The sequence below is a fragment of the Pseudoduganella sp. OTU4001 genome (assembly GCF_038440195.1).
Taxonomy (GTDB): Bacteria; Pseudomonadota; Gammaproteobacteria; order Burkholderiales; family Burkholderiaceae_D; genus Rugamonas.
In genome coordinates this window covers 202,916-218,841 of the sequence record NZ_JASATG010000001.1, presented here as the reverse complement: position 1 = coordinate 218,841, position 15,926 = coordinate 202,916, and the positions used below count along the sequence as shown (strand labels likewise).

The window sequence follows — 15,926 nt, the reverse complement described above, 5'->3', positions numbered from 1 at the left end:
CATGGATCCACGCCTGCTGCGCTACTACAACCAGGAGCTCCAGCACCTGCGGGAAATGGGCGGCGAGTTTGCGCGCCAGTTTCCCAAGATTGCCGGGCGCCTGGGCATGGAGGACAATGAGGTGGCCGATCCTTATGTGGAGCGGCTGCTGGAAGGTGTCGGCTTCATGGCTGCGCGCGTGCAGCTCAAGCTCGACGCGGAGTTCCCGCGCTTTACCCAGCGCCTGCAGCAAATCATTTATCCCGGCTACCAGGCGCCCACGCCTTCCATGCTGATCGCGCAGTTCGCGCCCCAGCCTGACGAAACCAACCTGGCGCAGGGCTTGGTGATCCCGCGCGGCAGCGCCCTGCGCAGCCAGCGCAACGGCAGCGACGATATGGCGGCCTGCGAGTTCCGCACAGCGCAGGACGTGCGGCTTTGGCCGCTGGAGCTGGCCAGCGCCGAGTATTTTTCCTTCGCACCCGACCTGCCGCTGGCAAAGCTGCCGGTGGCGCGCCGCATCAAGGGAGGCGTGCGCCTGCGCCTGAAAACCACGGCGGGACTGTCGTTCCAGATGCTTGGTCTGGATGAATTGCGCCTGTTCCTGGCTGGTAGCGACGAGCTGGCCTACCGGTTGCACGAACAGTGTCTCGGCGCCTGCGTCGGCATGCTGGTGGCGCCCGCGGCACGCCCCTGGCCCTGGTATGAATTCCTGCCGGCGGCGCGCGTCTGCCCGGTCGGTTACCAGGACGGACAAGCCTTGCTGCCGGCCACGGTGCGCGGCTTCCAGGGATATCGGTTGTTGCAGGAATACTTTGCATTCCCCCAGCGCTTCATGTTCATGGACTTGCAAGGCTTGCAGCCCGCGGTGCGCCGCCACGCCGGCAACGAACTGGAAATTGTGCTGCTATTCGAACGCGGCGACGCTGCGCTGGAAAGCGTGGTCAGCGCGGCCAACTTCGCGCTGTTCTGCGCCCCGGCGATCAACCTGTTCCCCAAGCGCGCCGACCGCATCCACCTGAATGACAAGAGCCATGAATACCATGTGGTGGCCGACCGTACCCACCCGCAGGATTACGAAGTCTATGAAGTCTGCAGCGTGACCGGGCATGGCGTAGGCAGCGACAGCGAATGCAGCTTTGCCCCGCTGTATACGGCCTACCACGACAGGGGGCAGGAACAGGCTGCCTACTTCAGCAGCCAGCGCGAGCCGCGGCTGTTGTCGGAAGGGCAGAAGCGCACCGGTTTCCGCTCCAACTATGTAGGCAGCGAGGTATTCATCTCACTGGTCGACCCGCAGGAGGCGCCGTTCCGCAACGACCTGCGCCAGCTCTCCATCACCACGCTGTGCACCAACCGCGACCTGCCGCTGCACATGCCGCTGGGGGCAGGGAAGTCGGACTTCACCCTGGACTTTGCCGCACCGGTGACTGGCGTGCGCTGCGTAAAGGGGCCATCGCGTCCGTTTGCGCCAAACTGGGACGGGGCGCAAGCCTGGCGCTTCCTCAGCCACCTGGCGCTGAACTACCTGTCGCTGCTGGACGCCGACGCGCAGCAGGGCGCCACCGCGCTGCGGCAGATGCTGGCCCTGTACGTCGCCAGCCAGGACCACGGCCTGAAAAAGCAGGTCGATGCGATGCATTCCGTAAAGGTGCAGCCGGTGGTGCGCCGCCTGCCGGGCAGCGGACCGCTGGCCTTCGGGCGCGGCCTGCGCGTCGAACTGGAGGTGGACGAGATGGGCTTCCAGGGCGGCAGCGCTTTCCTGTTCGGCAGCGTCATGGCCGAGTTCTTCGCCCGCTACGTCTCCATCAATTCATTCACCGAAACCGTGCTGCGCTCCACATCGCGCGGCCAGATCATGCATTGGATGCCGATATGCGGGACCAGGCCAACCATCTGACGCTCTTCCGCGAGCTTGAGGAAAAGCCGTATCAATACGACTATTTCCAGGCCTTGCGCCGCGTCGAATGCCTGTTCCCGCAGCTGCCGCGCATTGGCCAGGCCTTGCGCCCGGCTGACGAGCCGCTGCGGCTGGCGCAGGAAGCAGCCGTCACCTTCGCCCCGTCCACGCTGTCCGCTTTCGGCACGCCGCCAGGAGCAATGGCGCCGCGCCTTGAAGTACGCTTCTTTGGTTTGCTTGGCCCGAACGGCCCGCTGCCGCTGCACCTGACGGAGTTCGTGCGCGGCCGCGCCCAGCATGCCGCCGACCTGGCGCCATCGCGTTTCCTGGACATATTCCACCACCGCTTCCTGGCCATGTTTTACCGCGCCTGGGCCCAGGCCCAGCCGACGGTCAGCCTCGACCGCCCGCAGCAAGACCGCTTTGCCTACTACGCCGGTTCGCTGTGCGGGCTGGGCGACGCCAGCTTGCGCCGGCGCGACCCGCTGCCCGATTTCGCCAAGCTGTATTTCGGCGGATTGCTGGCGCGCCAGGTGCGCCATGCGGACGGGCTGGCCGCCATCCTGTCCGGCTTTTTCCGCGTGCCGGTGGCGCTGGAGCAGAACGTCGGCCACTGGATGGCGTTGCCGGAAGACGGCCGCACCCGGCTTGGGCATGCGGCTGCCGGCCTGGGATGCGGCGCCATTGTGGGGCGGCGCGTGTGGGACCGCCAGTACAAGTTCCGCCTGCATATCGGGCCGCTTGACCGCCAGCAGTACGAGGATTTTCTGCCCGGCGGGAAAGCCCTGCCGAAACTGGCGGCCTGGGTGCGGCAGTACCTGTGTTTCGAATTCGAGTGGGATGTGCGCCTGGCGCTGCGGCGCGACGCGGTGCCGCAGGCGCAGCTCGGCCAGTACGGCCGCCTGGGCTGGAGCGCCTGGCTGGGCGGGGCGGCCCGCACCAGCGACGCGGCCGAACTGGTGCTCGTCGCCGACAAATAAGGAGAAGACCATGGGCGAGATCAGCCGGGTAGCATTGTTTGGAAAGCTAAACAGCCTGGCCTATAAGGCGATCGAAGGGGCGACGGTGCTGTGCAAGCTGCGCGGCAATCCCTATGTCGAAATGGAGCACTGGATGGAGCAGATCCTGCAAAACCAGGATTCCGACCTGCACCGCATCGTGCGCCACTTCGAGCTCGATGGTTCGCGCCTGGCGGCCGACATGACGGCGGCGCTGGACCGCCTGCCGCGCGGATCGACCGCGATTTCAGACTTGTCGACCCATATCGAGAACGCCGTGGAGCGTGGCTGGGTATACGGCACGCTGATGTTCGGCGCCGGCCAGGTGCGCACCGGCCATCTGCTGGTGGGGATCCTGAAGACGCCATCGCTGCGCAATGTGCTGCTGAATATGTCGCGCCAGTTTGAACGCATCAAGCCGGAAGCCCTGACCGACGACTTTGCCCGCATCCTGGCCGATTCGCCGGAAACGCGGCTGCCTGGCGACGACAGCGGCGCGGCCGGCGTGCCGGGCGAAGCCAGCGGCGCCATGCCGCCGGCCCAACTGGGCAAGCAGGAAGCATTGCGCCGCTTCGCCGTCGACCTGACCGAACGCGCCCGCAAAGGCGAACTCGATGCCGTGACCGGGCGCGATGACGAGGTGCGCCAGATCATCGATATCCTGATGCGGCGCCGCCAGAACAATCCGATCCTGACCGGCGAGGCCGGCGTCGGCAAGACCGCCGTGGTGGAAGGCTTCGCGCTGCGCATCGCCAAAGGCGACGTGCCGCCGGCGCTGAAAGAGGTCTCCCTGTTCACGCTGGATATCGGCCTGCTGCAGGCCGGCGCCAGCATGAAGGGCGAGTTCGAAAACCGGCTGCGCCAGGTGATCGACGAAGTGCAGGCTTCGCCCAAGCCGGTCATCCTGTTCATCGACGAAGCCCACACCCTGATCGGCGCAGGCGGCGCGGCCGGTACGGGTGACGCGGCCAACCTGCTGAAGCCAGCCCTGGCGCGCGGCACCTTGCGCACCATCGGCGCCACCACCTGGTCGGAGTATAAGAAGTACTTTGAGAAGGATCCGGCGCTGACGCGTCGTTTCCAGGTGATCCAGGTGGCCGAGCCGGTCGAGGAGCAGGCGATCCAGATGCTGCGCGGCGCCGCCCCCGCGCTCGAGAAGCACCATCGCGTGCAGGTTCTGGACGAAGCAATCGATGCCGCCGTGCGCCTGTCGCACCGCTACATCCCCGCGCGCCAGTTGCCGGACAAGGCCATGAGCCTGCTCGATACCACCTGTGCCCGCGTCGCAGTGAGTCAGCATGGCACGCCAGCTAGCGTGGAGGATAGCCAGCGCCGCATCGAGGCGCTGGAGACGGAAATCGGCATCATCGGCCGTGAAGAAGCGGTCGGGCTGGACGCCGGCGAGCGCCGCACCACTGCGGAGCGCAAACTGAAGGAGGAGAGGGCGCGCTACGACCAGCTGGCAACGCGCTGGAATGCCGAAAAAGACCTGGTGGCGAAGATCCTCGCCTCGCGCCGCCAGTTGCAGGACAACGCCCAGCCGCTGGAAGCCTCGGCCCGCAGCGACGTACTGCACCAGCTGCAGCAGTTGCAGCAGCAATTGGCCGAGATGCAGGGCGAGATCCCGTTGATCATGCCGACCGTGGACGGCCAGGCCGTATCGACCGTGATCGCAGACTGGACCGGCATTCCCGTCGGACGCATGCTGAAGAACGAGGTGGAGAGCGTGCTGGGACTGGCCGATACGCTCAACCAGCGCGTCATCGGCCAGCGCCACAGCCTGGACATGATCGCGCGCCGCATCCAGACCTCGCGCGCCAAGCTCGATAACCCGAACAAGCCGGTCGGCGTGTTCCTGCTGTGCGGCCCATCGGGCGTGGGCAAGACCGAGACCGCGCTGGCACTGGCGGAAGCCCTGTACGGCGGCGAGCAAAACCTCATCACCATCAATATGAGCGAATTCCAGGAGGCGCACACGGTGTCGACCCTGAAGGGCGCGCCGCCGGGCTATGTCGGCTACGGCGAAGGCGGCCTGCTGACCGAGGCGGTGCGCCGCAAGCCATACAGCGTAGTGCTGCTGGACGAGGTGGAAAAGGCCCACCCGGACGTGCACGAAATCTTCTTCCAGGTGTTCGATAAAGGTGTGATGGAAGACGCGGAAGGGCGCCTGATCGACTTCAAGAACACGCTGATCCTGCTCACCTCCAATGTCGGCTCCGAGATGACCATGAAGCTGTGCAAGGACCCCGACCTGATGCCGGAAGCGGACGGCATCGCCAAGGCCCTGCGCGAACCGCTGTTGAAAACCTTCCCGGCAGCGTTGCTGGGACGCCTGGTGGTGATTCCCTACTATCCCTTGTCGGACGCCATGCTGGACAACATCATCCGCCTGCAGCTGGACCGGATCAAGCGCCGCATCGAAGAACAGCACAATGTGCCGTTCCGCTATGACGACGCGGTGGTCAGGCTGATCGCCAGCCGCTGCGGCGAGGTGGAAAGCGGGGCGCGCGTGGTCGACTCCATCCTGACCAACACCATGCTGCCGAAGATCAGCGAAGCCTTCCTGCGGCGTCTGATGGAGGGAACGCCCGTTGCGAGCGTCGACGTCAGCGCGAGCGAAGGCGAATTCAATTACCAGATCCAATAAGCCCATGAAGCGATTGCTCCTGCTCCTGACCATCGCCTGCTGCATGCCGGCGCGGGCCGACTTTGGCTCGCAGCAGGTGGCGCTGGCCTCCAGCGGGCGCTTCGACCAGCTGGAACAGATGCTGGAGCAGCAGGCCGAGCGCGGCCCGCTCGACACGCGCGACCGCCATGCCCTGTGCTACGCCTACTCCAAAACCAAACGCTACACGCAGTTGATGGCCTGCCTTGACCAGTTGGCCGCCCGGCTGAAGGAAGGCGGTGAGCGCAGCACCCGCCTGTTTGGGCTGGACGACGCGACTCCGGCGCTGGGCCTGATGCGCGCCGAAGCGCTGGTCGAACTGGGGCAATACGCGGCGGCCGCAGCGCAAGCCCGCAGCAACCTCGAATGGCTGGAAAAGGACGGCGGCGGTGACCTGGACATGATCTACAACAGCATGGCCGCACTATCGATCGCCCACACCATGGCCGGTGAGCGCGACAAGGGCGCCGAAGTCGCGAACCGTATTGCCCGCAGCGGCGGCAACATCTTCTCCTCTTACAGCAGTTCGCGGGCACTGGCGCTGGCGCGGGCCCGCATGGCGCTGGGCGACTACAAAGGCGTGCTGGAGGCGCTCGACAGCGACAAACTGTTCGCGGTTAATATCGCATTGGACCGCATCTTCAGCGGCAGCTACCTGACAGGCGTGAACAATTGGCTGTGGGTAGAACTGCCGCGCGCCTTCATGATGAACAAGGCCCTGATGGAGACCGGCCGCGTGGAGCAGGCCCGCAGTGGTTTCGACCGCCTGCTGGCCATGCCGCAGGTGAGGGAAAACGGCGAAATCAGCTGGCTGCTGCAATTCGAACGCGGACGCATCGCCGAACAGGAAGGCGACCGTGCCGCTGCCCTGGCCTTGTACCGCGCCGCAATCGACACGGTGGAAGCGCAGCGCGCCAGCATCAATACGGAAGCCAACAAGATCGGCTTCGTCGGCGACAAACAGGCACTGTACGGACGCGCCATCAATACCGCACTGTCGCTTCAAAAGGACGAACTGGCATATGAGTTGATCGAGCGCAGCAAGTCGCGCGCCCTGGTCGACCTGCTGGCGGCGCGCGGCGGCGCCCAGCTGCGCGGCCAGCACGCCGAAAGCGCCAGGCTGCTGGCCTCTTACCAGCAGGCGGCCGAGCGCAGCGTGGCCCAGCTGCCGGTTGACATGGCGCATGCCGGCGGCGACAGCGCCCGCAAAGCCCTCAAGCTTCAGGAACAGCAGCTGCGCAGCGCCGACCCCGCGCTGGCTTCGCTGGTCAGCGTAGATGCCCTGACGCTGGCGCAAGTGCGGCGCCACCTGCATCCCGACGAGGTGTTGCTGGAGTACTACCAGAGCGGCGACAAGCTGGTGCTGGTCGGCGTCAGCAGCGCGCAGGTGATGACCGCGCAGCTGGAAGGCGCCCGGCTGGAGCCCGAAGTACGCGCCTTCCGCAGCCTGATCGAGCAGCAGAAACCCGAGGCACTGGCGGCCGCTCAGCAGCTGTACAAGCGCCTGCTGGCCCCCGCCGGCAGCATGATCGCCGGCCGCAAGCTGCTGATCGTCCCGCACGGCGCCTTGCACTACCTGCCGTTCGCCGCGCTGCACGACGGCCAGGATTACTTGCTGGCCCGGCATGAATTGCGCTTCCTGCCCAGCGCCAGTGTGCAGCAGTTCCTACGGCCCGCGCGTGCGGCGGCAATGGACAGCATGCTCATTTTCGGTAATCCCGACCTCGGCGATGCACGGCTCGACCTGCCCGGCACCGAACACGAAGCCCGCGAGATCGCCAAGCTGGCCCCGCAAAGCCGCATCCTGACGCGGCGCGCCGCCTCAGAAACCGCCTTCAAGGAAGCGGCCGGACAGTACGGCTACCTGCACATGGCCGCACACGGCGAGTTCCACGGCGACTCCCCGCTGCAATCGCGCCTGCTGTTCGCGCCGGACCGCCAGAACGATGGTTCGCTGACGCTGTCCGAAATTTACGCGCTGCGCCTGAATGCCGACCTGGTGACGCTGTCCGCCTGCGAGACGGGCCTGACCAAGGCCCAGAATGGCGACGACGTGATCGGCATGACACGCGGCTTCCTGTACGCCGGCAGCAGCAACATCATCGCCAGCCTGTGGGAGGTGGACGACAATGCCACTGCGGCGCTGATGACGCACTTTTATCGCAACGTCAAGGCGGGCCAGCCCAAGGGCAAAGCCTTGCGTGCCGCGCAGGAGTCGCTGCGCGCCAGCTATCCCGCGCCGCGCTTCTGGGCGGCCTTCTACTTGACGGGGCAGGGCATATGATGCGCAGGTCAATGGAGATAGTCACCCCGCTGGGGGACGACGTGCTGCTGTTCCACCGCATGCACGCGCAGGAGGAGCTGTCGCGCCTGAGCGAATTCGAACTGGACTTGCTGAGCGCCCAGGGCGACATCGACATCGACAAGATCCTTGGCAAGAACGTCACCGTGAATCTCGAAGTGATGGGCGGCGCGGTGCGCCATTTCAACGGCTACGTCACCCGCTTTGCGCAAGTCGGCACGCACGGCCGCTACCACGCTTACCGCGCCATGGTGCGCCCGTGGCTGTGGTTCCTGACACGCACCGCCGACTGCCGCATTTTCCAGGACATGACTGTCCCGGAGATCATCAAAAAAGTCTTCGACGACCACAGCGTGGCAGACCTCAAGGACAGCCTGACCGAGTCGTACCGCAAATGGGACTACTGCGTCCAATACCGCGAGACGGATTTCAACTTCGTCAGCCGCCTGATGGAGCAGGAAGGCATCTACTACTACTTCAAGCACGAGGAAGGCCGCCATACCCTGGTGCTGGTGGATGCCTGCAGCTCGCACGAACCGGTTGACGGCTATGCCAGCCTGCCATTCATCCCCTCCGAGCGCGTGGTGCGGCCGGAGCAGGAATACATCCGCAAATGGGACTACGCGCGCGAGATCCACCCCGGGAACTATGAACTGGAGGACTACGACTTCGAACGCCCCAGCGTCGACCTGGCCGTCAAGTCGCGGGTGCGGCGCGAACACGTGCTGGCCGATTACGAAATTTTCGACTATCCCGGCGAATACGTGCAAAGCGCCGATGGCGAAAAGTATGTGCAAGCCCGCATCGATGAACTGCAGACGCGTTTCGAAATGGCGCGCGGCGACACCAATGCGCGCGGACTGAGCGTCGGCCACCTGTTCAAGCTTACCGGCCAGCCGCGCAGCGACCAGAACCGCGAATATCTCGTACTGGCCGCGACCCACACGCTGTCCTACGACGAGTACGAGTCCATGAATACCGGCGGCACCGGCGCCAGCTACAGCTGCGCATTCAGCGCCCTATGGAGCCGCCAGCAATTCCGCCCCGAACGCGCAACGCCCAAGCCCATCGTGCAGGGCCCCCAGACCGCCGTCGTGGTGGGCCCCGGCGGCGACGAAATCTATACCGACAAGTACGGCCGCGTGAAAGTGCAGTTCCACTGGGACCGCTACGGCACGCAGGACGAAAACAGCTCCTGCTGGATCCGCCCCTCGCACCCCTGGGCGGGCAAGAACTGGGGCATGGTCGCCATTCCGCGCATCGGGCAGGAAGTGATCGTCGACTTCCTGGAGGGCGACCCCGACCAGCCCATCATCACCGGCCGTGTCTACAACGCCGAACAGATGCCGCCCTATGCATTGCCCGCCAATATGACGCAGACCGGCATCCTGAGCCGCTCCTCCAAAGGCGGCAGCGGCGCCAACGCCAACGAACTGCGCTTCGAAGACAAAACCGGCTCGGAACAGGTATATCTGCACGCCGAAAAGAACCAGGACATCGAGGTTGAAAACGACGAGACGCACTGGGTTGGCCACGACCGCAGCAAAACCATCGACCACGACGAGACCACGCACGTCAAGCATGACCGCACCGAGACGGTCGACAACAACGAGACGATCACGATCGGTGTCGACCGCCAGGAGCGTGTCAACAATAACGAAACCATTTCGATTGGCGCCAACCGCAGCGAAACGGTCGGCAACAACGAAACCATCCGCATTGGCGCCAACCGCAAGGAGCATGTAGGCGCGAATGAAACCATTGATATTGCCGACAACAGGGAAATTACCGTAAGCGGCGCCGAGAAGGCGACCGTCAAGAAGCAACGCGAGCATAACGTGCAGCTGAACGAAACCATCAAGGTCGGGCTGGTGCAGAGCGTGCAGGTCGGGGCGGATCAAACGGTGAAGGTGGGGGCAAACCAGTCCGTCAGCGTTAGCGGCGATATGAAAGAAAGTATCGGCGGCGCGCAGACTTACGCGGTATCCAAGGCCAGGACCACCACGGTCGGGGAGGACGACAAGCTAAGCGTCAAGAAGAACCTGGTGATCGACGCCGGCGAATCCGTCACCATCAAGACCGGCAATGCAAGCATCACCATGAAAAAGGACGGCACCGTCATCATCAAGGGCAAGGACATCACGATCGACGCTTCCGGCAAGGTGAACGTCAAGGCCGGCGGCGACATCGTCATGAAGGGCTCCAAGATTCTGCAAAACTAGAAGAAGCGGAGGCGCATATGAGCGGCAGGGACTTGATTGTCGAAGAATCGGCCAACTTGTTACGGGCCCCCGCGCCCGGCGGCGTGGTGGTTGGCGAACTGCTCGCGATGAAGGACGAAGGGCGCACGCCGCTGGTGGTCTTCCCAGGCCAGCCCGGGACTGCCGCAATCGCCGCCCGCACGGTGGTCGACCTGCACGGCCCGCACATCGGCGCCAAGGTAGTGCTGATGTTCGAAGGCTCTGACCTCACCAGGCCGATCATCATGGGTGTACTGCGCGAAGGCGACGGCTGGCCGCTGCCAGAGCAGCCCGGCCAGGTAGAAGTGGATGCCGACGGCGAACGCATGATCGTCAGCGCGCGCGAGCAATTGGTACTCCGCTGCGGCAAAGCCAGCATCACGCTGACCAAGGCCGGAAAAGTACTAATCCAGGGTAGCTACCTGCTAAGCCGTTCAACTGGCGCCAACCGCATAAAAGGCGGTTCGGTGCAGCTGAATTGAGGACGCCAAGTGGAACTGATCAACGCTACACGCATGGTTGCCGGCTATACGATGGGTATGGAACCATCGGGTCGCGAATTGCTCGTCGTAGTCATCAAGGGTACCTTCCACTTGCCCAAAGAGGGGCAGGAAGCGCAATTGCATGAGCAGCAGTTGCCGCTGGTGATGGCGGATACTTTCACCGGCGAGCCGGGCAAGTCCGCGCCATATTATGAAGTTGATTTTGCGACGCACAAGCTGCGGTGCGACGTTCTGTTGCAAGGAAGCGCCTACGCACCTGAAGGCCGTCCCGCCACCCGGGTTCCAGTCGGCATCCGAGTCGGTGGCTGGATGAAGACTTTCGCGGTGATCGGCGACCGTTACTGGCAGACGCGGATTGGCGGGGTGTCTGCAAGCGCCCCGCAGTCCTTCACTGTTATGCCAATCAGCTATGACAACGCCTTCGGCGGCACGGACACCCATCATGAAGACCCGTCCCGGCATGATGCCTTCATGCGCAATCCGGTTGGAAAGGGCTTCCATCGTCATTTGCGTGGCGAATGGCTGAATGGATCCCCGCTGCCGAATACGGAGGAGCTGAAGCGTCCAATCGACAGCCCGGACGGGGAATACATTCCGATGGCGTTCGGGCCGCAGGGCAGGGGCTGGTCGGCCAGGCTGCAGTACGCCGGTACCTATGACCAGAATTGGGTAGATAACGTCTTTCCCTTCCTCCCGGCGGATTTCAATAATCTCTATTACCAGGCCGCGCCACAGGACCAGCAAATTGAGTTTCCGCTGGGTGGCGAGGAGGTCGTCCTGGTGAATCTCACCCCGGACGGAAATGTGCGCTTCAAGCTGCCTGCAATCGCAGTTCCAGTGTACTTTTTCGGGACCCGGGGCGCTCTTCGAAACGAAGTCAAAGCGCAACTGGATACCGTCGCGCTTTACCCGGATTCAGGTGTATTTACGCTGACCTGGCGCGCAAGCCTCGCTTTGGAGCGCAATATCTTCGAGATTCCGCAAGTGATCGCAGGAACGATGTCGCGAGGCTGGTGGCGCGCCAGGGAGACCGGAAAGCAATGGAGGCCCAAAGCATGAACCAGCTACCCCTCGCGGTCGTCAATGTGGGTCTGGTGACTGGTGTTGGACACAACGCCGCGTCAACCTGCGCCGCCATTCGGGCCGCCGTAGACAATTTTGAGGATACTGGCTTTGTCGATGGCGCAGGGGAATGGATCAGGGGCTGCCAGGTGGCGGTCCCTCAGTCCCTCCGAGGCAGCGCGAAATTGAAAAAGATGGCTGCTGAGGCAATCGCAGAATGCCTGGCTGGCTGTCCCGAATCCCAGATAAGCGAGATTCCGCTTTTGTTCTGTGGTCCGGAGCGTGAACGGAAAGGGCAACCGCTTGGCGATGAGCGGGAGTTTATGCATGCCCTCCAGGAAGCACTGGGTGGGCGCCTGCATCCGGCATCAAAGGTCATCGCGCAGGGACATGCCAGCATTGCCTTTGCACTGCAGATGGCGCGCGAGATGATCCAGCATCATGGAGCAAGGCGTGTGCTTGTGGCGGCGGCGGACAGCCTGCTGGTGTCATCGACCCTGGACTGGTTTGAAGGGCGTGAGCGCCTGCTGACAAGCAAGAACTCGAATGGATTCATCGCAGGAGAGGCAGGTGCGGCGATCCTGCTCGAAGCGGCGGCTATCGATGGGCGAGGTCTCACCTGTATTGGCCTGGGCATTGGCAAGGAGAACGCGACGATCCACTCGGATCAGCCGTTGAGGGCGGACGGCCTATGCGAGGCAATCCGGAACTCGCTCAGCGAGGCCGGCTGGAATATGGGCGATATTGATTTCCGCATTTGCGACTTGGCGGGAGAGCAATACCACTTCAAGGAGGCTTCCCTGGCTCTCCTGCGCCTGCTGCGGCAACGCAAGGAGGAGTTTGATATCTGGCACCCGGCAGATTGTATCGGCGAGGTAGGAGCAGCGATCGGACTGGTTTTGATTTCGGTGTTGAAAGTGGCCTGTGAAAAGGGTTACAGCAAGGGGCATCGCATGCTTGCCCATCTTGGCAATGACGATGGGACGCGCGCCGCCATGGTCTTCACCTGGCGCCAGAACGGAGCATGACGTGGCGAATCAGACCTATGCAAATGGACGTGAGGTGGCATGCAAGGCCAGTTCCGGCAAGACTATCTGCGCCATGCCGGATGTCTGTTTCACGCCGCCGGAGAATCCCGCTACGCCGCCTGGAGTGCCGGTTCCATATCCGAATACTGGCATGGCTTCAGATACAACAGAGGGGAGCAAGACTGTCAAGATCTCAGGGCAGGAGGTCATGCTGAAGAATAAGTCCCACTTCAGCAAGTCCATGGGGGACGAGGCAGGTTGCGCCGCCAAGAAGGGCGTTGTGACCAGTAAGAACATGGGGAAGGTGTACTTCAACTCCTGGTCCATGGATGTCAAGATCGAGGGCGAGAACGCCGTCCGCCATCTGGATATGACGACCAATAACCATGCATCTCAACCCGGCGATACGCCGCCGTGGCCGTTTGCCGGTTCGATGGCTGTCGACAAGGATGGCAAGACTGAGGACCCCTGCGCCGAAAATAAGGCCGCCGAGAAAAAGGCCTGCGAGGGTTGTAATACCAAGGACGAAAAGTGCGGGAATCCCAAATGCAAGAAGGCGATGTCATGCCAGCTGGTTCCCTATGGCGGTTCAGGTTCTCCGAACTGCTGCCCCGGAATGACCGGCGACCACGTGATCGAAGCCTCGTCGTTTGCCAGGACCCGCAACGGAAGAAAACTTGCCGGATGCGAAGGCTATGACTTGAACCAGGCGCCGGTGTGCTGCGTGCAGGGAAGGAATGCCTATACGGGCGACCATGGCGCCATGAGCGCTATGCGCGGGGTTATGAACAGCCAGTGCAAGGTAGGGCCGTTGGCCTTGAGCGGCACGCCGGCTGCGGCCATTGAAGCCAGGGTTACCACTTACGACCAGGCGGCCGAAAACGGTGCCCGGTCGGTGCGCAGTGTACTGACCCATTGCGATGAAGAGTGCATCCGCAAGCAGATCGATACCTATCACCATGGTTGTGGCATTAAGAACGACACTAAAGTCAAGGCAGTGACCTATGGCGATTCCGTAAAGTGGATTCAGGAGCTCATTGATTGTGGCTGAAGAGAATATGCACATCGACACTTATTGTTCGATCATGACTGCCTGTGTTGCGGAAGGCGGTGAATTGTTCGTGACTGTGATGAATGACGCGCTGGCGGAAGAACGGCAGCAGCATGCCGTGCCGCTGGTTTTCGATTCCGGAGGCTGGTCTTTCCTGAGCAATGATGCTGTTCTCCCATGGGTGGCGGCGGGGGCTGCGCGGCTCGGCAACGAGTTTGTCCTGGTTGGGTGGGGCGGGCAGGTGCTGGCAGTGGCGGGAACGTCCAGCCGCCGGGAGGCGATCATCCGGCGCGATGGGGAGCCGGTTTCGATCATCAGAGCGGTCGAGCGGATTGGGGATGGGGTCTATGCGGCTGGCATGAGGAGGCAGGTCTACCTGCGCAGCAGTGGCAAGTGGATGGAGATAGATGCGGGTGCGGATTACAGGGGCGATGAAATTGACGTTGGCTTCGAGGCGATAGCCGGCTTCGATAGTGAAGAAGTGTACGCGGCCGGGTTTGGAGGCGCGCTCTGGAGTTACGGAAAGCAGGGTTGGAAAGAAATCCACTCGCCGACCAATCTGCATTTGCATTCCATGTCCTGTGCGGTGGACGGGAAGGTGTACGTGGGCGGACGAAAAGGAATACTGCTTGCTGGGCGCGGGCAAAGCTGGAATGTCGAGATGACGGGATTGGATGAGCCAATCCGGGACGTGCACTGGTTTGGGGGGCAGCTATTCTTGCTGACGGCGTCCGGAGTGTTCAGCTACTCAGGCAAAGGCGCTGAACCGATAGTGCCTGGGGAGTTGACGGACGTTGGCTATGTCTGCCTGGCGTCGGCGCAAGGGGTGTTGTTCGTTGTCGGTCATAAGTCGATCTTGAAATATGACGGAACGAACTGGCAGAAGTTGCCCTTGGCGCTTAAGGACGGGATGGAAAGCAGTCCAGCATTCGTCTTCCTTAATAATGAAGCGGCGCTTGATCGGGACGAAGAATGAGCATGTCACCGGTGTTGTCCGTCATCCGCCGGCACGTGGAGGAAGCGGCCATCTTGCGCAACGCACGGAACGGCATGGTCAGCGGCCCCCACGTCCGGTTGCGGCACTTGCAGCGCCTGGATGAACGCCTGGCTGCGCATCTTGATGGCGTGGCGGTGGCTGGACCGAAGGGGGCTGCCATGTGCTGGGCGGCTCTTGAACGCCTGGGTATTGGGGAAGTGTTCACAGCGGCGGTACGCGCTATCGAAGACAGGGATGTCGCATGGCTGGAGCGGATCATGGCGATCGTCGAGGCTGAGCAAAGCTTGTTGCCGGCACTACGGTCGGCATTTGGCTGGGTTTCAGCCCAGTTCCTGCAGGGAACGATCAGAGACTTATTGGAATCACCGAGTCCATTCCGGCAGCAGCTCGGCATTTCAGCCTGTGCGATGCACAGGGTTGATCCCGGCCCCATGCTCCCGCGCATGCTTGAGTCGCACGATGCTTCCGTCCGTGCGGCCAGCCTTCGAGCCGCCGGCGAGTGCGGCCGGATCGATTTGCTGAATGCCTGCACTGCGGCGTTGGCGGATGACGATTTGCGGTGCCGCTACTTTGCGGCGCGTTCTGCGGTTTTCCTGGGCGACCGCGGCCGTGGGGTGGCTACGCTGGAACAGGTGTCGTCGGAGTTTGAGGCACTAAGTGTGTTGCTGAAACTGCTGGATGTTGCGCATGCAAATTCCGCGCTGAAAACCTTGGCGCAGAGTTCTTCTGACGCACGGACATTAGTTCGCGGCGCCGGTGTGTCGGGCGATCCCTACTATGTTCCGTGGTTGATCAGGCAGATGGGCGACGTGAAATTGGCTCGTCTGGCAGGGGAGGCGTTTTCCTTGCTGGCCGGCGTGGACTTGGCCGCGCTTGGATTGGACGCGTCGGGCGCTGGAGCGGGTGAGGACGATATGGCGGTGGATGATGACGACGGTTTGCCGTGGCCGGACCAAGCAAAGGTCCAGGCTTGGTGGGACGCAAACCAGCACCGATTCCAGCCAGGCGTGCGCTACTTCATGGGCGAGCCGCCATCGGTGGCGCATTGCCTCAAGGTGCTGCGCGAGGGCTACCAGCGTCAGCGCATCGCTGCGGCCGAGTATCTATGCCTGCTGCAGCCGGGGACAAAGCTGTTCCCCACCAGCGCGCCTGCATGGCGCCAGCAGCGGTGGTTGAAGCAAATGGAATCTTGAGAGGTGAG

At 63.0% G+C, this 15,926-nt stretch carries 11 protein-coding genes; all 11 read left to right on the top strand.

The window, feature by feature from the left end; all coding sequences use genetic code 11:
- The first annotated feature begins 1 nt into the window (after position 1).
- The 11 genes from tssF to AAHE99_RS00865 are packed head-to-tail and all read left to right on the top strand — an operon-like array spanning position 2 to position 15,918.
- On the top strand, positions 2–1,879 hold the full coding sequence (tssF, locus tag AAHE99_RS00915; protein ID WP_342113465.1) for a type VI secretion system baseplate subunit TssF: 1,878 nt from the start codon (positions 2–4) through the stop codon (positions 1,877–1,879).
- Positions 1,855–2,859 (top strand): type VI secretion system baseplate subunit TssG, encoded by a 1,005-nt coding sequence (tssG, locus tag AAHE99_RS00910; RefSeq protein WP_342113463.1) that lies wholly within the window; start codon positions 1,855–1,857, stop codon positions 2,857–2,859. The genes tssF and tssG overlap by 25 nt, the downstream gene beginning before the upstream one ends.
- A 10-nt stretch (positions 2,860–2,869) precedes the next feature.
- Complete coding sequence (gene tssH / locus AAHE99_RS00905) at positions 2,870–5,524, top strand: type VI secretion system ATPase TssH (protein ID WP_342113461.1); 2,655 nt, start codon at positions 2,870–2,872, stop codon at positions 5,522–5,524.
- A gap of 4 nt (positions 5,525–5,528) precedes the next feature.
- Positions 5,529–7,826 (top strand): CHAT domain-containing protein, encoded by a 2,298-nt coding sequence (locus AAHE99_RS00900; protein WP_342113459.1) that lies wholly within the window; start codon positions 5,529–5,531, stop codon positions 7,824–7,826.
- 11 nt (positions 7,827–7,837) lie between these two features.
- Positions 7,838–10,066 (top strand): type VI secretion system Vgr family protein, encoded by a 2,229-nt coding sequence (locus AAHE99_RS00895; RefSeq protein WP_342113457.1) that lies wholly within the window; start codon positions 7,838–7,840, stop codon positions 10,064–10,066.
- Positions 10,067–10,083: 17 nt separating this feature from the next.
- The gene (locus tag AAHE99_RS00890) at positions 10,084–10,566 is read left to right on the top strand and encodes a DUF6484 domain-containing protein (RefSeq protein WP_342113455.1); all 483 of its coding nucleotides are present in this window, start codon (positions 10,084–10,086) and stop codon (positions 10,564–10,566) included.
- Positions 10,567–10,575: 9 nt separating this feature from the next.
- The gene (locus AAHE99_RS00885; RefSeq protein WP_342113453.1) at positions 10,576–11,646 is read left to right on the top strand and encodes a DUF2169 family type VI secretion system accessory protein; all 1,071 of its coding nucleotides are present in this window, start codon (positions 10,576–10,578) and stop codon (positions 11,644–11,646) included.
- Positions 11,643–12,677, top strand: a complete 1,035-nt coding sequence (locus AAHE99_RS00880; protein WP_342113451.1) for a hypothetical protein — start codon at positions 11,643–11,645, stop codon at positions 12,675–12,677. Before AAHE99_RS00885 ends, AAHE99_RS00880 begins: the two co-directional genes overlap by 4 nt.
- A gap of 1 nt (position 12,678) precedes the next feature.
- A complete protein-coding gene (locus AAHE99_RS00875) occupies positions 12,679–13,728 on the top strand; it encodes a PAAR-like domain-containing protein (protein WP_342113449.1) in 1,050 nt (349 codons plus the stop codon).
- A gap of 7 nt (positions 13,729–13,735) precedes the next feature.
- Positions 13,736–14,704, top strand: a complete 969-nt coding sequence (locus AAHE99_RS00870) for a hypothetical protein (protein WP_342113447.1) — start codon at positions 13,736–13,738, stop codon at positions 14,702–14,704.
- Positions 14,701–15,918 (top strand): TIGR02270 family protein, encoded by a 1,218-nt coding sequence (locus AAHE99_RS00865; RefSeq protein WP_342113445.1) that lies wholly within the window; start codon positions 14,701–14,703, stop codon positions 15,916–15,918. Before AAHE99_RS00870 ends, AAHE99_RS00865 begins: the two co-directional genes overlap by 4 nt.
- Positions 15,919–15,926 lie beyond the last annotated feature (8 nt).